17 protein-coding genes and 1 tRNA gene are annotated in these 19263 nt (G+C 43.0%); 2 read left to right on the top strand and 16 right to left on the bottom strand.

The window, feature by feature from the left end; translation table 11 throughout:
* Positions 1–85: 85 nt before the first annotated feature.
* The 3 genes from chvE to CLNEO_RS07430 form a co-directional block, all read right to left on the bottom strand.
* Entirely contained in the window at positions 86–1192 is a 1107-nt protein-coding gene (chvE, locus tag CLNEO_RS07440; protein WP_066086750.1) for a multiple monosaccharide ABC transporter substrate-binding protein, read from the bottom strand.
* Between the two features lie 497 nt (positions 1193–1689).
* Positions 1690–3339: a hypothetical protein gene (locus CLNEO_RS07435; RefSeq protein ID WP_330382575.1), complete on the bottom strand. Its 1650-nt coding sequence runs from the start codon at positions 3337–3339 to the stop codon at positions 1690–1692.
* 646 nt (positions 3340–3985) lie between these two features.
* On the bottom strand, positions 3986–4489 hold the full coding sequence (locus CLNEO_RS07430; protein WP_066086747.1) for an SLOG family protein: 504 nt from the start codon (positions 4487–4489) through the stop codon (positions 3986–3988).
* Between the two features lie 103 nt (positions 4490–4592).
* Between CLNEO_RS07430 and CLNEO_RS07425 the strand changes: the two genes are divergently transcribed.
* The gene (locus tag CLNEO_RS07425; protein WP_242864183.1) at positions 4593–4835 is read left to right on the top strand and encodes a helix-turn-helix domain-containing protein; all 243 of its coding nucleotides are present in this window, start codon (positions 4593–4595) and stop codon (positions 4833–4835) included.
* Positions 4836–4865: 30 nt separating this feature from the next.
* Here the strand turns inward: CLNEO_RS07425 and CLNEO_RS07420 are convergent, their stop codons facing one another.
* The 13 genes from CLNEO_RS07420 to CLNEO_RS07355 form a co-directional block, all read right to left on the bottom strand.
* The gene (locus CLNEO_RS07420) at positions 4866–5558 is read right to left on the bottom strand and encodes a hypothetical protein (protein ID WP_066086745.1); all 693 of its coding nucleotides are present in this window, start codon (positions 5556–5558) and stop codon (positions 4866–4868) included.
* Positions 5559–6165: 607 nt separating this feature from the next.
* Complete coding sequence (locus CLNEO_RS07415; RefSeq protein WP_066086742.1) at positions 6166–8460, bottom strand: DEAD/DEAH box helicase; 2295 nt, start codon at positions 8458–8460, stop codon at positions 6166–6168.
* A gap of 2 nt (positions 8461–8462) precedes the next feature.
* A complete protein-coding gene (locus CLNEO_RS07410; protein WP_066086740.1) occupies positions 8463–10448 on the bottom strand; it encodes a site-specific DNA-methyltransferase in 1986 nt (661 codons plus the stop codon).
* A 21-nt stretch (positions 10449–10469) separates the two neighbouring features.
* Entirely contained in the window at positions 10470–10673 is a 204-nt protein-coding gene (locus CLNEO_RS07405) for a helix-turn-helix domain-containing protein (protein WP_066086738.1), read from the bottom strand.
* 198 nt (positions 10674–10871) lie between these two features.
* The gene (locus CLNEO_RS07400) at positions 10872–12779 is read right to left on the bottom strand and encodes a recombinase family protein (RefSeq protein WP_201032884.1); all 1908 of its coding nucleotides are present in this window, start codon (positions 12777–12779) and stop codon (positions 10872–10874) included.
* A 13-nt stretch (positions 12780–12792) separates the two neighbouring features.
* Entirely contained in the window at positions 12793–13353 is a 561-nt protein-coding gene (locus tag CLNEO_RS07395) for a hypothetical protein (protein WP_066086736.1), read from the bottom strand.
* Positions 13354–13356: 3 nt separating this feature from the next.
* Positions 13357–13641: a division/cell wall cluster transcriptional repressor MraZ gene (locus CLNEO_RS07390; protein ID WP_066086733.1), complete on the bottom strand. Its 285-nt coding sequence runs from the start codon at positions 13639–13641 to the stop codon at positions 13357–13359.
* Positions 13631–14062: a hypothetical protein gene (locus CLNEO_RS07385; protein WP_066086731.1), complete on the bottom strand. Its 432-nt coding sequence runs from the start codon at positions 14060–14062 to the stop codon at positions 13631–13633. Before CLNEO_RS07385 ends, CLNEO_RS07390 begins: the two co-directional genes overlap by 11 nt.
* A gap of 16 nt (positions 14063–14078) precedes the next feature.
* On the bottom strand, positions 14079–14468 hold the full coding sequence (locus CLNEO_RS07380; RefSeq protein WP_066086730.1) for a hypothetical protein: 390 nt from the start codon (positions 14466–14468) through the stop codon (positions 14079–14081).
* On the bottom strand, positions 14465–15373 hold the full coding sequence (locus tag CLNEO_RS07375) for a DNA adenine methylase (protein WP_083531907.1): 909 nt from the start codon (positions 15371–15373) through the stop codon (positions 14465–14467). Before CLNEO_RS07375 ends, CLNEO_RS07380 begins: the two co-directional genes overlap by 4 nt.
* A gap of 62 nt (positions 15374–15435) precedes the next feature.
* On the bottom strand, positions 15436–16026 hold the full coding sequence (locus CLNEO_RS07370) for a DUF1281 family ferredoxin-like fold protein (RefSeq protein WP_066086724.1): 591 nt from the start codon (positions 16024–16026) through the stop codon (positions 15436–15438).
* Complete coding sequence (locus CLNEO_RS07365) at positions 16026–16544, bottom strand: hypothetical protein (RefSeq protein WP_066086721.1); 519 nt, start codon at positions 16542–16544, stop codon at positions 16026–16028. The genes CLNEO_RS07370 and CLNEO_RS07365 overlap by 1 nt, the downstream gene beginning before the upstream one ends.
* Positions 16545–16825: 281 nt before the next feature.
* A tRNA-Ser gene (locus tag CLNEO_RS07355) sits at positions 16826–16914 on the bottom strand.
* 363 nt (positions 16915–17277) lie between these two features.
* Between CLNEO_RS07355 and CLNEO_RS07350 the strand changes: the two genes are divergently transcribed.
* Positions 17278–19254: a DNA gyrase/topoisomerase IV subunit B gene (locus tag CLNEO_RS07350; protein WP_066086717.1), complete on the top strand. Its 1977-nt coding sequence runs from the start codon at positions 17278–17280 to the stop codon at positions 19252–19254.
* Positions 19255–19263 lie beyond the last annotated feature (9 nt).

Raw genomic sequence — 19263 nt, 5'->3', positions numbered from 1 at the left:
TTATTAACCCCATTGAACATGACCTTCTTTTTATAAAAAATGCAGGCAGATCCACATATGTGAACCCACCTGCAAATGAATCCGATTATTTCAAATCAGCTTCTGCGTAGTATCCACTATCGATAAGAAGCTCTTTGTAATTGTCAATATTTGCAAATACAGGATCGCAGAGGTAAGAAGGAATAATACCAGTGCCATTGTCATATGTTTGTGTGTCGTTGATTTCAGGTTCGGAGCCTTTTACGATAGCATCAACCATTGCAACAACCTTACTTGCCAATGTTCTTGTATCCTTGAATACAGACATACTCTGAAGGCCAGCAATCATATTTTTCACTGCTGGTTTATCACAATCCTGTCCTGTGATAACGGGGAAATTCTCTGCTGCATAGCCTGCGCCTACAAGCGCATTTGTTACACCAATTGCGGTAGAGTCATTGGAGCAAAGAACTGCATCAAGCTTCACACCACTAGGATCATAACCAACGGAAGTAATAATGTTTTCAAAACGCTTCTGAGATTCTTCTGTGCTCCAGTTAGGAGTTGCAACCTGTGCTTTTTCTGTTTGTCCGGATTTTACAACCAATTTGCCGGATTCAATGTAAGGATTTAATACATCCATAGCACCACCGAAGAAGAAGTTTACGTTGTTGTCATCAGGTGCGCCTGTAACCAATTCGATGTTGAAAGGCCCTGCCTGATTGTCTAAATCCAAAGCATCTTTGATATATGTACCTTGCAATGTACCTACTTTGTAGTTGTCAAATGTTGCATAGTAACTTACTGCATCAGAGTTCATAATCAAACGATCATAAGCAATAACGGGGATTCCTGCATCTTTTGCACCCTTTAATACTTCTGTTAAAGAAGAGCCATCAATTGCTGCAATAACAAGAACTTTGCACCCGCCGGAAATCATGTTTTCAATCTGAGAAACCTGAGTAGGAATATCGTTGTCACCAGCATACTGCAAGTCAACCGCATATCCTGCATCCTCCAGAGAAGCCTTCATGTTGCTACCGTCCTGATTCCATCTTTGCAAACTTTGTGTTGGCATACTAACACCGATTTTAACTACATCAGCGCTGTCTGCATTGTCTGCGCCTGCACCTGCATCTGTTTTGCCGCCACCGCAAGCTGCAAGTGAAAAGATTAATGTTGCCGATAATAACATTGCTAAAATTTTTTTCATACCTTACCCTCCTAATGAAAATGAAATGAAATGTTATTAAAAAACTTTTACCAAAGAACTTTAAAAAGTTTAATTAATTATAACCCCCCTTAACAAAAAAGTCAATTAATTGGCAATAACAAAAAGATCTTTGTGAAAACTTTACAAATATGCACCTTCAGAATTGTTCCTTTTGAAGTCATCCTACGGCATTCCTACTAAATAATATGGCATCCACCCCTTCCTTTTTAAATTTAATTTTTTTTGGCATTTTTTAAAATTGAGCTGTTTTGAGAAGTGTTTTTAAATCCAGTCCCCCTCAATACTTATATGGTATGTCTTATTATATGCAAAATTTTCCAGCATCATGCAGACAAGGGCAGAACCAATGGAACTGGCTCTACCCTCAAAATCCTACTCATATATCGTTTGTATTTTTTGATGAATAATCTATGCTCATTCAAAGCCCAAAGGTACTTTCGGAACCTGTTTTCGTTTGGCTTTTTGCATCTACACGTTTATTCAACATTTCGATCATTATAAACATAAGTACAAGTAAGCCGCCAGTAGTGAACGGTCTGCGGCATGGTAAATGCATATTGCACCACCGGCAGGATGCGGATGCTTTCGCTGTGGAAATAGCTGCGTTTCAGGTAATCCGTCATGGTGGCGGTGAGAACATACTCGCCGTCATCTTTGAAAGTAATTTTGCCGCCCTGTGCGTTGAGTCCTCCGCTGAAAGCCTCCGAGAGCGGAAGAACCTTGCCGTCCTTTGTCACAGACCACTCCACCGGCAGCACCTGATTGTTGCCGTGGGTTCTGAGGTCGAGGGCGGTGTCGGTATAGGCAAATTCGGGAAGCTCAAAACCGATGGTCAGCACAGGCAGAACCTCGCATTTATCATGGCTTTCGTACAGGAATACACGGCCGGTTTCATCGGTAACTCTGGCTGTCACTTCATAGACACCGGCTCGTTTGAAGCGGATTGTGCCGCCGTCGTTTGTAAGTGTTCCGTCCACATAAGTCGGCCAGTCCTGAAACCCGTAGGTGTTGTCCACCAGCCATTCGACAGTGAGACCGTCCAGATCGGATGTTTCGGTTTTGACCGTAATATCCGTATCGGTGTGGACATATTCCGGCAGACTGTAGCGGACGGCAGGCACGGGATACACCTTAAAGCCCTGCTCATAGCGGTAGGTTCTGCCGCCGTCGTCGGTAAATTCCGCTTTCAGAACATAGCTGCCCTTGGCATGAAACTGCAGTTCACCGCCGCTGTTGCCCAGCGTACCCCCCGCCGCATCGGTGAGGGATACTTCCTTTCCATCACGGAGCATCGTCCATTTGGCGGTATGGCTGCCGATTTCCCCGAACACTGCCTCTACCATCACGGTGTTGTCGGTGTGGAAAATTTCCGGTAGATAGAAGCCCGCGGAGCCTACCGGGTAGACGGTGATATTGGCGGTACCGGCAAACACTCGGCCGGTGGCGTCGGTGACAGATGCGGTCAGCATATACACGCCCTTTTCCTTGAACCGAATGCTGCCGTCGGAGACCGTCCCCTCAATAAGGGCGCCCGTTTCGGCAGGCTCGCCGTTTCGGGTCAGGGTATAGGAAAGCGCAAGTCCGTCCGTTTCTTTTGTTTCTGTTTTGAGGGTAATGCTTTTGTCCGTATGAGAAACGGCCGGGAGAGTGAGCTTGACCTCCGCCACAGGGTAGACCGTGATACTATCCTGCGCGGTGATAACCTTGCCCAGCTCATCTGTAATAGAGGCTGTCAGCGTATAACTGCCCTTTTCCTTGAACAGCACCGTTCCGCCGGTAGCGGTCAACTCACCGGAGAGAGCCGTTTCCATATCCAATGCGGTGCCGTCCTTTTCAAGGGACCACACCACCGCATTGGAGCCGAGATTTTCAGTGGAAAGCTCCACGGCTACGGATTTATCGGTATGGGTGGCTTCGGGCAGCGTGAATGCTGCCGTCACCACCGGATAGATGCTGATGGTCAGCTCATGGGTCACCGTAACGTCCCGGCTGTTTTTGGCCGTGGCAATCAGGGTGATGCTGCCGGTCTGTGTGAATTTCACCTTGCCGCCGTTTTTGTCAAGGGTACCGTCTGTCAGCTCGGAAAGCTCCGCGGGCAGACCGTTTTTCAGGGCGGACCATGTCACACCGCTTAATGAGCCTGTCGATGTTTTCCGTTTTTTCGCTGTAGGCTACGGCATAAAAAGTGGTTAATTCGCTTTTGTCAAAGCTGTCCAACCTTTTGGCAAGGTAGTTTAACTTGTCAAGGTTATAGGTTTTTCCTGACAGCAGTGCATTGGCACGGTCATTCAGATACACGTAGTCTACTGTGACCTCTGTTTTAGAATTATTTGCGATGTCAAGGTTCTTGCAAAACTCTGCAATTTTTTCTTCTCTGCAAGGTAATTCAAGACCTGTCAGATCATTTGCGGTTTTAATTCTAATTGTCGATTCTCATTTTAATCTAGGAAATTTTCTCATTTTACCATTTAGTCCCATTATATTTTAATGTGAAAATTATCACTTTAACAACAGCATTAATTCTTGGTGGCTCTGCCCCCAAACCCCCGGGATTTATCGCATTTGTTCTCCAAAGCATGAAAATGGCTTAGGGTAAATGCTATTTTATTTATTGCAAGGAATACTACCTCAATTTGACACTCACCTATTTTAATTTTATAAAGTGCACTATTTTAAAATAATAATCTACATCTAATGTTCATTTTCATTCCTCCATTCTGATTTTAGGTATAAGAAAAGAGCCACCTCATTACGAAGTGACTCTAACCGTTATCATTCATATAGATTTGTAATTTCCAAACCATTTGTTTTTGCATAGTTTATTGTGTATGCTGTTCTACCGCTTCCACCGTCATAGTAAGCAATCATTTTGCTGCACCTGTCCACCATATATCGGTTTCTTTCGTGGTAGCAGCCTTGCTTGTAATGAGTATTTAATGTGATGACTTCATCGCACTGGGGGAGGGTATCATAATAGATTTCTCTGTCTGATTCTTTCCAGCGTACAGCCTGTTCCTCAAATGGAACTACTGCAATTAGCTTAATGATTTTGGGATCGCTCATTTTGATTACTCGTTTTCGCTTTGCCACAACATCTGCGCACATCAAATCGAAGCCATAGCAACCCCCGAAGTAGAATGTGTCAATGCCGTTTTCGATTGCTTTGTCGATTTCCTCCCACAGTCTTAATTTCAATATTTCCAGTTGTTCTGCCGTTTTTGGCAGCTTTTCGCTTCTATGTCCTGTGAAGCAGAGTGAATGCTCTTTTTTCTGCATAGTATCGCTCCTTTCGCATCATACTATATACATAGTATCTATTTAAGTGTAAATAGTCAAGATGTAATGTTTCATATAGACTATGTGTATAGAGGTGAATAATATGGATAATACTAACTCAATTTTTGAGATTAAAGATTATGGCAAAATCAACTTCCATGTGAAGGAAATCATGGATGCAAAGAATATAACACGGAGCAAACTTTCTAAGCTTGCCAATGTTCGTTTTGAAGTAGCTGATAAATGGTACAACGGAAATATTGAGCGAATGGATATTGATGTCCTCACTCGTATTTGCTATGTTTTGGATTGCAATATCAGTGATTTAATGACCTATTCAAAGTAACAAAAAGAGTCTGTTTTAGCAGGCTCTTTTTTACTGCTTCACAGACATAATCTCATCACCATATCTCGCAATTAAAAAGGACTGGATAATTATTTTAAAAGTAAATCCGCCAATTAATTCTTTATCCGCAAGCTCATTTTCCTTGATATAAAGCTTTTCATTGGCTATTGTTTTTGCAGCTTGGTACAAGGCATAGCAAGTTGTGCTAATGCCGGTGAGAGGAATTTCAGATAGTGCAATCTTATTTGGATAGATGTGATCCTTTGCTCGCTGCCAAAGCTGTTCATTGGCTGTCAGTAAATAAAGTAATGCAAGGTTCCGTTTCTTGGTATCTTCCAAAAGGGCGCTGCCTTGTGTAAGGTAAAAGTATCTATCCTTGTGATAGGTGGACAGAAACCATTCGCCAGTAAAGCTTCGGATGAGTCCTCTCAATCTTTTCTTGAAATAGAAGTCATCGGAACTCCAAAAGCTATCTTTGATAAAGTCAGCATATCCGACTTGACCAAAATCTGCTCGGTCTAAAAGATAGGGACAATGTGCCATTTTGCAGCCGCCTTTGGTGTACTGGATGCAATAAACACATCTCTTGAATTCTTCCTTTTCGTCAATTATTTTCTTTCCCATGATAATCATTCCTTTCGTTCTTGGTAAAAAATTTGGAACAGACATCATCATCCGTTCCGTATCCTGCAAGTTTGTTCCATACATAAAATAGCGTGACATTGTTTTCATTCCTTTCGATTTTGTTGAAATAAAAAAAGACCAAGCCTTTGGATTTCTCCATAGACTTGGCCTTGATTTGAAGTGGCGCCCTTTTGCAATCCTCCATAAAACCCGTTGGTTAAAAAAGGGCGCTACCCATATATTTGAGTAAAGTGCCTGTAATTTAGGTCATATTCATTCCTTTCTCCCGAAACGCAAAAAAGGCTCTGATTTCTTGCTGTTGAAATCAGAGCCTTACTTACATTTTATTTGAATTATTGAGTGGCGCCCTTTTTTTAAAGGTCGCTGAAAGTGGCTTAAACACTGGGTTTGTATCGATTTTGTAAAAAGGACGCTACTTTTTATTTTGCCGCTATGTACTGTGGTTTTAGAGCCTATTATGTGCATAATCGTGATAGTTCGAATACACTTACAACCGAAAATTGATGTTTTCACATCCACGAAAATGACATGTAAAAAAACGCTTACTTTTTGAGAAAAAAGGCTTATAAATGGCGATGTCATCGGCATTTCTGCCGATGACATCTTCTACTACCATTTCTTATGTGTCATTAGGTCAAAATAGATGCAGCTATTTTGAATTTCTCAACTACGTTCTCTGTATCTTTTAATCAGAGATGCAAATATTCACAGCTTCCATAATAGTTGAACATGTCATTGGTGAAATTTGACCTTGCTTTAGTTGCCATACAGTATATCCATTTTGATCAATAACTTGACTGTGAATGTTATACTTCTTTTCGCTTATCAACTTGATAACTAAATCTTTACCAACGCACGCCTTTTCCAGATAGAATAATTTCCGTACACTGTCTGTATGAATTAAATGATCACCTTTTGTATCAAGAGCATACACCGTGTCCTCAGTCCAAACAATAAAGTCAGGATTAAAGGTATCAGTACCTTTTCCATCCAATAGTTTTATTTTCAAAACGCCGTTTTTAGGATTCCTCATCCAGACTAATCCGGTCTTATCAAGTGCTTTTGCAAAATCCAATTCAAAGCCGTTAAAATCGCTGTATCTTGCATGCACAGAATTATTAAATTCTATGTTTTCATCACTGATAATAACTTCTCCTATCGGTACTGTATCCAAAGGATTCTGCATGATGATTGAATTTTGCCTATAGATTTCCGCAATCTTTGCAGCTTCTTCTTTTATATAAGATGCTGCATTGCTATTATACTCAACAAGAGCATCAAATTTAGGTGCTGATATATCGCAAATGGTTATAGCGTTCTTGGCTAATTTATCAAGTTCTCTTTTGAAAATCCAACGTACAGTAACCTTATTACTATGAGCTGTTGCTGTTGCAACTTCTCGTCCATCTTCGTTAGAACCAATGTCGGTTATAACCTTAATAGTACTGCCCTCACCAATAGTATTCGTATTATCTGTTGAATAGTCTATCATCTTATCAATTACATTCTTAATTTCTGACATAGCTCTATTTGACACAATAGCAATGTCAGGCACCTCAACATGATGCCTTGGTGCCTCCGTAGGCTTTATCTTATTTTTACCGCTACCAATATGATATGATATTGAAATTTCTGGAATGTCAATGGATAAGGTTTTTCTAACTTCTTCTAGTATTGATTTAAAAACATCCTTTTCGTCTGTTTTTATGTAAAAGCTAGCCATATTTAACTTATCATCTGGATAGTGAGTTGCGTTAGGTTGCCTTAAAACTCTACCAATCACCTGAGTTACCTGAGTACTTGACCCCATGTCTTTATCAATGTATGCAAAATAGCAAGCAGGGTCATCCCACCCTTCTTGGAGCGATTGGTTAAATATTATGTGCCTAAAGCTGCCTTTTGTGAATTCTTCATAATCGTTATCGCCGCCACTAAACAAGTTAAAATTATCAGGTTTCGGAAATCTTTTATCAAATCTCAAATTACAGTATACTGCAATTTCCTCTGGAAGAACCCCCTGTTCAACAAGGTGCCTCCATATTTTGATTGGTCTTGCTCGCCTTTCATTAAAAGGTACCAAGTGATTATCAACCTCAGAAGTAGCAAGCAACATATTTGTATCACTCACATATATAGCCTTTGGTAAGAACCTACAATCGTATTTTTTCGTTGCTTCTTCTGTTTCTTTCATATCATCTAATAAGTTATTGATTGCTAATTCCATTGGAGTTAAATAACCACCTAATGATATATGCTTTTTAATAAGGCCGCTATCAACAACTTCTTTGTTACTTACAGCAACAACTAAATCGCTATCCTTCATACTTTTTTCTTTCTTTAGACGAGCAATATACCATTCCAGAGCCTTTGGAACTTTAGTTGTTGCACTTGCCGCAATTAGGGCTGTAGGTGATAAATCAAGTAGTATCTGTGTTTGCTGATCTGATAAATTATGACCCTCATCATAAACAATTATTAAGTCTCTTTTCACTCCTGTAAACGACTGTCGTTTTTTAAGCATATCCCATAAAGAGCTATCAGCATTATCAAAACCTGTTTGAAAAACATGCCTATCTCCTTCTTCCTTATCCTTCTGATTAATCTTACCTACAGTAGCTATTAAAATTAAACCCTTCTTATCATCCTTTAAGTTCCGTTCTTTGCAATCTAACAACGGTTTAACATCAAAATTAGGAATATTCTCTGCATATTTGCCATTAGAAAGGTTGTCTAAAGTTTGGCTTACAACAACTCTTCCTTTTGATAACCACAATACCACAGGTTGCGTGTTCAAATATGCTCTTATCTGTTCAATACAGTCAGCAAGAATGAGAGTCTTGCCGGAACCAGTTATAGACGATAAGTTTTGATAGAAAGGAATTATTTCTTCTTTTGTCCTCATTAAAGGATCTTTTAAATAATCTGCAAGTCTAGTCGCAAGCATTTCCGATGCATCTATCTGAAAGTTTTTCGGTTCCACTTTTAATCCTCCTCATTATTGTATCTATCACTATTTTCATTGAGGCCAAGGTGCATAAGTACTTTATCAGGTATTTGATAAAATCTTACTTTTGGTGTCTGATAAACTTGGTATCTTGCATACACATGAAATGGTGTATTGACACCTTCTTTTTTTGCCTCTGCTAATAGTTCCATATAGGTGTTTTGGTTTAATTCACCAACTGAATCTTTACCGTTCCAAATAATGAAGAAGCCCTCACCTAAAATATTTTTGCCAACCAAATATTTATAATTTTTATTTATCCTCTCAATAACACTGGTTGCCTTTCTTTTATCGTCTTCCCAGTGTGATGTTGTAATGACATCAATAAGTTCTTCCCGCTTCATTTCAAGAATAGCTTTAGCATCTACCTTTTTATCTAAAATCCAATATTCGAACCCTCCAGCTAATTCATCTTCTAATTTTTCAACTACACCATTTTTATTGACTCGTTCACCAGTGATAGCTCTCCTCACGCGTTCCCTAGTTAAGGTTCGAGCATATTTATCTTCTTCTTCGCCTTTTTCAATAAGAATAAAAGATCTTTTAGCATCAGAAATGTCATTTAATTCAAGTACAGCGTGTCCAGTAGTTCCTGAACCAGCAAATGGGTCAAGGACTATGCCATCTGTGGGACACCAAAGTTGAATAATTTTTTCAATGAGTTTTAAAGGTTTTACTGTTTGAAAATCATGACCTTTTCCTAAGATATAATTTAGTTCATTAATACCAGTTTGACTATGCCCACTTTCTTCATGAATCCATGATTGGCATCCTATTTGAAACAACTCGTCATAGTCTTCATCTGCCCAAAAAGTGAGAGCTACTTTACCCCTTTTCACTTGATTTAGATATCTTTTTAGACGTGGCCGCCCATATCCGTTCTTCAAGAAGTGTAGCACGGGCATTACTTTATTGTCCCTAATTGCAATTGCTTTCTTCTCTGCTTTTAATATGGATTCACCTAAATTTCCCTCAAAAAAAACAACGGGATTATTATCCAAGTTTTGACTTTCTGGAATAACGGGTATAGGCACTCCTTTGAGAACTAGAGCTTTAGGTCTGCCATCACCTATATCCTTTTCAACATATTTGGAACCCCAAGATTCTAAATACTCTTTCATATTCTTTTTGGTATTACGCCAGGAACCTGTTCCAGGATAATGTAAAGCACCGTTAAATGGGGATTGTATGGCATATCTATCTTTATCAGTTTTTGTTCTAGCAGCAGGGTCACCGCTAGTCCATAAACCTTCGGGATCATTATCAGGATTTTTATACTTAGCATTCATTTCTTCTGTTCTGTCTAGTAGTGTTGTTTTTGTACCCTCTTTGCTCTTAGAGTATACTAGCACATATTCGGTTGCACTAGACAAATGAGTGCTATCATTTTTTGGCGAATATGATTTTTGCCAATTAATAATACCTATTCTATTTTCTTCACCAAAAACTTCATTAAGCAACATACCCAAATGGAAAAATTCTCTTTCATCAATGCAAATAGCTAAGACTCCGTTAGGCTTTAACATGGATTTCATCATCTGAATTCTGGGTAGCATAAACTTCATCCATTTTGTATGCCTAGAACCATCTTCTAAGGTGACAAGTTCGCCTAAATCCGGATCATTGGGGTCTGTGTCCCATTTATCATTATATCTAAAGTCTTTTCCGGTATTGTAAGGTGGATCTGTGACAATCAAATCTATTTGGCCTTTATATTTATAAAGCGTAACCATAGCTTGAAGGTTCTCTCCATCAATAATAATATTGTTTCCCTCAGCATTATAATCACTAAAGCTAAGCTCTTTATCCACTTTTACTATGCGGGGCATTACCTTACGCTCAATAACCTGAGCTGTACGTTTCCCATTAAATGACAGGGTAATGCCGCCACTAAGTATCTTCTTTGCAAAGTCAAGAAGTTCTTCTTTGCTCATTAGCTCTAAACTATTTATATTATTATCCATAATTATATAATCTCCATCTATTTAATCTTTAACATAATCTACAATATCGCCAATGTTGCAATCCAGTTCCCTGCATATCTTTTCCAGAACCTCCATGCTAACCCTTTTATTTCTTGTCAATTTAGAAAGAGTGGAGGGGCCAATACCCGTTTGGTCTTTTAACGCGACCTTATTCATATTCTTGTCAATCAACAATTTCCAAAGTTTATTGTAACTAAGTGCCATAAAAACGCCTCCAACCGCATAAATGCATACCTAATTATAATACCATATCCAAGCACATAACACAATCTAATAGTATTATTTATGAAAAATTTCATATCACTTTTGATACCAAACATATCGTTTTTAAACTCTTAACTATACTGAGTAAACTCACCTCATATAGGAATGAGATTATTTTTCAAAAATTCAAAGGTTTCTCTACTCCCCCAGCAACTCTTGTTCCATTTCCATATTGTTATCAAAAGTGATTCGGATGCGGTCTGCGGATAAAACCACCACCTTGGTGATAATCCCCTTGACCACATCATCACAGTATTCCTTTACGCTCAGGTCAATATGTTCCAGTGTGTAAAGCAGTTCATGGATTCGGGCTTGCGTGTTTTGGGCGAGCATGGTCTGCTCTTGGTGTTCGCCAAGTTGCCCTTGCAATCCCTTTATCTCCGCAGCGATTTCCTCAAACTTGGCATCGAAGTAATCTGCACCGGCGCTGGACTTGGAGCTGAGTTCCACCAAATCCATCATCACGCTCTGCAACTCGGCGATACGGTTTTGGACAGCCGCTTCATTGAAGCTGTCATCATCCTGTGAACCGATGGCCAGCCGCAGGCCTGCCTTGAGGGTTTCGATGACATCGGCCTTATCCTCATCCAGCCGGTTCAGGGCGGTGACAATGGCTTGGTGCAACCGACTTTCCTCAATGGTAGGGGATTCCTTGCAGTATTTTGTGCCATACTCCAAGCGGTTGATACAGCGCCAGACCACCTTTTTCTTACCATTCCTCGCCCAAGTGACCCTGCGGTATTGTGTACCGCATTCACCGCAGCAGAGAAGCTCGGTCAGCGCATATTTGCTGCTGTATTTTCCTTTTTCGGTTTTTACAGCTTTTTTGGCCACCTTACGTTTCCCGGCTCTGCGGGCGATTTCCTCCTGTACAAGGTTAAATAAATCCTTTGAAATAATCGACTCATGGTTTCCGGTTACATAATACTGCGGGATTTCGCCGTTGTTTTTCCGGGTTTGTTTGGTCAGGCAGTCCACCACATAGGTTTTCTGCAGCAGGGCATCACCGATGTAACGCTCATTTCGGAGCATATACTGCAGAACGCCAATTGACCATTCCTGCTTTCCGGTGGGGGAGAGAATTTTGTCTGCCTCCAGTGATTCTTTTATTTTTCGGACGCTGGCACCGGAGTAATAGCTTCTGAAAATCCGTTTGACGATTTCCGCTTCCTCCGGCACAATCTTAGGCTGACCGTCCTCACTTTTTTCATAACCCAGCAGGCGGGAGTATTGAAAGGAAACCTTTCCGCTTTTGAAGCTCTGGCGCTTGCCCCATGTGACGTTGCGGCTGATGGATTCGCTCTCAGCCTGCGCAAAGCCGCTGAGGAAGCACAGCGCCATTTCACTTGCCATCTCCATCGTGTTGATGCCCTCTTTTTCGAAGATGATGGGGATGCCCTTTGCCTTGAGCTTCCGAATATACCCGATGGCATCCAGCGTGTTTCTGGAAAACCTGGAGACGGATTTGGTCAGCACCATATCGACTTTGCCTTTTTCGCACAGTGCCATGAGCTTGAGAAACTCGGTACGCTTTTTGGCACTGGTCCCGGTGATGCCCTCATCAGCAAAAATACCGGCAAGCTCCCAATCCTTGTTTTTGCTGATTTTCTCCGTATAATAAGCAATCTGCGCAGTGTAGCCGGGGGGATGGTCTATATTGAATTTGGTGTACAGCGCCTCCAGATTGTTGGTTTCCACCTCGCCGTCATACACAGTCTGGTAATCGGACATCTGCGGTTCGCCGAACTCCTTGCAGAAATCCGCAAGGCTGATGAAGCGCATCCGGAGATCCGATTCGGGCTTTAACTGCCATACCCGGCAGCTTTTCAGCAGCGTGAGTTCTTGGGTATCCCGCTGACCGTTGACAAGGCGATCATATACACCGTCTGTCCATTTCACCTCGCCGATGTCCTTTTGGCGGCTGAGAAAGGCGTTCAGTTCCTCCGACTGAAAGAGAGGATCAACCACCGCCTTGTCGCCGCTGACATACCCGGCAGGGTTGCCGTAGTACAGGATGATGTCTTTTTCCATCCGGATATTTCGCATGATATTGCCTCCTTTACGTCATGGTCATGCCTCCATCCTGAGAATTCTGTTGAAAGGCTTCCATTTCTTTCTCTGTGGGATGAATGAGCTTACCATCCTGTAGCTCCAGCACACAGAAGTCATCCCGGTCGCAAAGCATGATGCGGTGCTGGTAAGGCTTCTGCATCTCCACATAACTGAGCGCTTCCTGCTCGGTGCAGAGCCACACACCGGAGGCATAGCGGCCATCGGGCAGAAAGCTGTAGCCGCTGTATTTCACCTCATGATTCTGCAAATCCAACGCTCCCACCGGCCTGATTTGGGAAAGTTGAAGCTTGGCGCTGTCCGGCAGAAGCTCCGGCTTCAAAATCCCAATGACCTCACTGCGGTTTTTGAGCGCAAACTCCCCGGTACGGAGCGACACCAAAAAGATAGCAGCGCCGCTGGGGTTGGCACTGGCTCCGTTCCCGCAGAGGCAGAAGTACAGCTGCCTCTCCGGATTGTCCTGACCGATTACGACAACCTTTCTCTGAATATTGCAGCCCAAGCCGGTTGCCGCACAGTCCGCTGATGTATATGCTGATTTTCGTTCCAACGGTCAGCCCTCCTTTTTCTGTTGCAGCAGGGCGGTCAGGTCGGAAATGAGAGAAAGCCTTGTATCATCCGGCATGGTCTTGAACGCCGCACGGACATAGGCCTCCACCGCCTCCGGGGACTGGTCGCCGATTTCGATAATGTCCACCTTGTGCACACTGACCGTACCGTTGGACAAACCGAGGCGCACAATATCGCCGTAGTCCATACCGCTGGCGGTGCGCAGTTCTTTGGGAATCAGTACCCGACCTTTGCTGTCCATGAGTTTATAGATGGGCTTATTCTTCATCCTCCGCACCTCCCTCCAGCACCCAGCGGATGGTGTCGTGGCTCACGCCGAGGCTGTCAAACAGCTCCATGAGCTGGGGCGGCAGCTGCCTGACGGGATCGGCGCTGCCAATGATGATAGCGCCGACCTCACAGCGGATATCCAGATCGTCATCCAGTGGAATCCCCGCCGCCTCCAAAAGCGCATGAGGTACCGACAATTCTGCGGATTCCGGTGCTTCCACCGGCTCGTTCACATGGTTGATGCCATCCTTTGTGAGAAAAAACTCGCCGTAGCTGTTGATCTGTTTCACCGGGTGGTGGGACAGATACGCCAGATGCACGGTATCACCGGCAGTGACGCACATGGTGTCCAGTACACCGGGCGGCAGGATGATGCTGCCGTTATCGGCAATTTGGCCTTTCGTTTCAATGATTTTCATAGTGCAAACCTCCTTTTTACATCCCCATCTGCGGGGCATTGATTTGTTGTTCCTCTGCCGATTTCAGCTCCGACACAAAGGTGCGAAGCTCATCCTCGGTCAGAGAGATGTTGGCGATCTCCATTTCTTTGAGGAAATAGGCGGCCTGCTTGTACTCGCCAGCCAGCTTCTGCATTCCTTTGGCGTTGTGGTAGCCACTGCTGATGCGGGTATATCCCTTGAAAATGCAGTCGTAGCTGCCTGTTTTCTCATTTTGCTGCACGGTCAGGTACAGCCCCACATTGGCTTTATCCCCGCAGCGCAGATACAGGTCATCGTGAACATTGCCCACCACAAACTGATAGGCACCGCTGCTTTCTTCTTCAATCAGGGCTTTTGCCCAACGGATTTTTTCAAGTCCAGTCATTCTTCGTATTCACCTCCAAAGTCAAATAGATTTAATTGGAACGTATCCTTTTCTCGCTCCTTGGGATCGTAGTTGGTAATGATGACCTCCGGGTATTCGCAGCCGCCCTCATACCGCTGCGCCAGATTGCTCAGGCGGGTGACCGGTGTGATGGTGTACTCCTGATACAACTCCCGGATAAATTCGCAGTCGTTATAGCTGACCATCCACTTGCCCTTGCAGCCTGCCAATGCATCCCGGAGCCGTTGATGATCGGTTTTCAGGAATTCCACCGCATAGTGACCCTCGGTCATGTAATACGGCGGATCGCAATAAAAAAAGGCATCATCCCGGTCGTACTGCCGGATCAATGCCTCAAAGTCCTTATTTTCCACTACGGTATCCGAAAGCCGCCTTGATGCCTCCCATATCACAGTGAACACCTTTCGGATGTCAAAGGGCTGGCAGCCATAGGAGGTGCATCCGCTGCCGTAGCTGTAGCGGATGAGCTTGAAAAAAGCAGCCGCTCGCCATACATCGCTTGGCTCAGCCTGCTCCAGCAGAATAGCTCTCAGTTCCTCAAACTCAGGCGGCGGGAGGTTTTGTTGCGCCAGCTCCAGTTCTTCTTTCAGATATTCCGTATCGAATTCATCCTTTTCAAAGAAGCGGCGCAGCACATTAAATTCATGCCGGGAGTTGAGTGGCAGGAAGCCCAGCTCCTTGAGGAAGGCCAGCGTCCTGTTTTTTACACAGTAGAACAGGTTGGTCAGGTTGCCGTTGAAATCATTGTAGACCTCCATGCCTTTGCAGTCCGGCGGTCTGCCGAATAAAACCCAACCCCCACCGCCAAAGACTTCAATGTATCTGCCGAAGTCCTTGGGGAAGAGCCTGTATATGATATTGCGGAGGGCTTTTTTGCCGCCCACCCAGCTGATAAAGCTATTGATATTCCATCACCTCCCTCTAAAAAGAAAAGAGCCGATGCTCACTACATTTTCAGTGACATCGACTCGTCTGGACTATGATATTCATATTCGCCGGTTTTCTCGTTGTACAGGTAGCCCTCATCGGCCAGATCCACATCGTGAATCTCAGCCGCCATTTCCAGCGCTTCCTTGGAGCCGCCGGAAGGGATATCGCAGAACATTTCCTCACCATCTTCGTATTCCTTTTTTCCTGTGTTATATCCGAAGTCCTCGTCAGCCCATTTGTGTTCAAAGGATAGGTCAGGATATTTTGCCGCCAGTGCAGCAATGACATTTTCCGGACGGCTCCATGCGGTCTGGAACTCGATATGCTCACCTTCAAAATCCTGCGGGGTATATGCGCCATCGTAGCCATAGCTGTTCCACTTGGTTCCCCAATTGGAAATCGACCAGTCATACCAATTGTCTTTGCCGTACTTCTCACGCTCGGCCATACCAAGGTTGCCACGGAAGATATGCTCAGGCATCGGGATAACCTTGTTGAAGTCGATGCTGCCGAGGCCGATCTTATCATCTTTGATATCCTCGAACATCGCCTTGACCTTTTCCGGATCGCCGGATACTCTTACAATATTGGTTACATGATTTGGCATTACTGCATTCCTCCCATCGTCATGCCGAAGCCAAAGGACTGGCTGCCTTTCAACTCGTCCTCCGGTTTGATAAAGAAGCGGTCGCTGCTATCCCAAAAGCTGAGATACAGCTCACCGTCCTCTACCTTGATTTCTCGCTGTTCCAGCCCCTCGCCCCAGCCATCGGAAAACTGTGAAGAAAGCCATTCTGTCAGCTCTGCAAACTCAGAGGAAGAGAGCGTACCGTGGGTTTGCATCTCGGTCACACCCCACAGCTCACCGTTCCATTCTTCAACAGTCGGGTTAATGCTGTACACCTTTCGGCTGAGATCATCATCAAGATAAACGGCAAGGCCACGCTCGCCCTCGCTGGGGAGCTTTTCTTTCTGAATGAGGGCAAGGATTTCATCCTCATATTCCAAAACTTCACCGGCGGATAAATCCTCCCGGTAATCGTCCATATCGCCCCATTCGTTTTTTCTGTAGATATGGGGGAAGAGGGGGCTGAAGAGCCGCAGGGATTGCAGTTCGTTTTTCATGGTGCATCCATCCTTTCTTTTTGATTTTGGGCGCAAAAAAAGCGGCTGTGTTTTTCAGTCACGAAGAACACAGCCGCTTCAAAATTGCCCTGTAGCGTATTGGCTTTATGAAATTGTTTGCCGGACTGATTCCGGCCTAAAACAAGAAACACCCCGCTTTCTTGTTAAAAAGCGAGGTGCATCTATGAAAAACGAGGGTCTTGAATTTTTCATTCAAAACCCTCGTCAGGCCGCATAAACACTGGCTTTTTCAGCCCTGTATCTATTTTGACCTAATCTTCTGGCGGAAGCGGTGGGATTCGAACCCACGAGCCCGTGAGGACTACCTGATTTCGAGTCAGGCCCGTTATGACCACTTCGATACGCTTCCATTTAATAATTATTCAGTTTCCGGAGCAAGTAACATGATTTCGAGTCAAGCTCGTTATGACCACTTCGATACACTTCCATTTAATAATTTTTCAGTTTTCGGGGCAAGTGACCTAATTTCGAGTCAGATCCATTATGGTCACTTCCTTAGCCCTCCAAATATTTCAGTTATTTCCCAGCAGAAAGCCTATTTATTATACCAATCATACAACAAAAAATCAAGTTTTTTGTCTATAATAAAACACATGAGTTTTTTCCCCGCCTTGACACCAAGCGCAAACTAATGTAAATTAATATATATTGGGATATTTTAACTTCCTACCTATATATATAGGGTCAGATAACATAAGAAGCAGGTGTTTTCATGAAATCACAACAACAATCAAACTATACCAACGAAAGTATTACATCTTTAAAAGGTGCGGATCGCGTCCGCCTTCGACCGGGTGTTATTTTCGGTTCCGACGGCTTAGATGGCTGCGAGCACGCAGTTTTTGAAATCCTATCTAACTCTATCGATGAAGCCCGGGAAGGCTACGGAAATAAAATTGAAATCGTTCGGTATAAAGACCACTCCATTATGATTAAGGATTACGGCCGCGGGATTCCTGTGGATTATAATTCCAAGGAAGACCGTTTTAATTGGGAATTGGTTTTCTGCGAGCTTTATGCAGGCGGAAAATATCAAAATAACACCGGTGAAAACTATGAGTTTAGTTTAGGCTTAAACGGCCTTGGCACCTGTGCAACTCAGTACGCTTCGGAATATATGGATGCAGTCATTTATCGTGACGGAATCTGTCATAGCCTTCATTTTGAAAAAGGGGAAAATATAGGCGGCCTTATGAAGGAAGGTGCAGAAAAGCATCCCTCGGGAACACAAATCAAATGGCGTCCCGATCGGGATGTATTTACGGATATCAATATTCCCCTCTCCTACTTTCAAGATATTTTGAAAAAACAGGCTGTGGTAAACGCAGGCTTGACCTTTGAGCTGTTTGATGAGGAAAGCGGTGAGAAGTTTGTTTATTGCTACGAAAACGGCATTAAGGACTACTTATTAGAACTTTCTGGAACAGACAACCTCACCGATGTTTATTATTTGCAAACAGAAACAAAAGGACGTGATCGGGAAGACAAACCTGAATACAAGCTGAAATTTGAGACAGCCTTTTGTTTTAACAATCAAATAAATGTCTTGGAATATTATCATAATTCCAGCTTTTTGGAATACGGCGGATCCCCCGATAAGGCAGTAAAAAATGCTTTTGTTTTTGCCATAGACAAATATTTGAAAGGCAATAATTTGTATAAAAAAGATGAAAAGAAAATCACCTTTACTGATATTGAGGACAGCTTGATTTTAGTCATCAACTCCTTCTCCACCGTTACCAGCTACGAAAACCAAACAAAAAAATCCATCACAAACAAGTTTATTCAAGAAGCTATGACGGATTTTTTCCGTGAGCAGCTGGAAATTTATTTTATTGAAAACAAAATAGAGGCAGAAAAAATTGCAGCACAGGTTTTGGCAAACAAGCGCAGTCGGGAAACAGCGGAAAAAACCAGAATTTCCATCCGTAAAAAGTTGACCGGCTCTTTGGATATGAATAACCGCGTGGAAAAATTCGTGAACTGCCGTACAAAAGACATTAACCGCCGTGAAATTTATATCGTGGAAGGTGATTCCGCTTTAGGTGCCTGCAAGCTAGGCCGAGATGCGGAATTTCAAGCAATTATTCCCATACGAGGAAAAATATTAAATTGCTTAAAGGCGGATTACAACAAAATTTTTGCCAACGATATTATTACGGATCTTTTAAAGGTTTTGGGCTGCGGCGTGGAAATCAAAACAAAGCATACGTCGGACTTAAACTCTTTTGATTTAAGTCAATTACGTTGGAGCAAAATCATTCTTTGCACCGATGCAGATGTGGATGGCTTTCAAATTCGTACCCTCCTTCTAACCATGCTTTACCGCTTGGTGCCTACCTTGATTCACGAAAAGAAGGTGTACATTGCTGAATCCCCTCTTTATGAAATTACAAACGGAAAGCAAACCTATTTTGCCTATTCTGATAGCGAAAAAGGAGAAATTCTTGGCAATCTTAAAGGGAAAACAAAAATTAGCCGTTCCAAAGGGCTTGGAGAAAATCAGCCCGAAATGATGTGGGAAACCACCATGAACCCCGAAACAAGGCGTTTGGTTTTAGTTACCCCCGACGATGCAAGGCATACTCAAGAAATGTTTGAATTGCTTCTTGGAGAAAATTTAGCGGGCAGAAAAGAATTTATTGCCGAAGAAGGCTACAAATATCTAGATTTGACAGACATTAGTTAAGAAAGACGG

Origin of the sequence: Anaerotignum neopropionicum, assembly GCF_001571775.1 — a bacterium.
GTDB lineage: Bacteria > Bacillota > Clostridia > Lachnospirales > Anaerotignaceae > Chakrabartyella > Chakrabartyella neopropionicum.
This window is presented reverse-complemented; position numbering and strand designations above follow the sequence as displayed.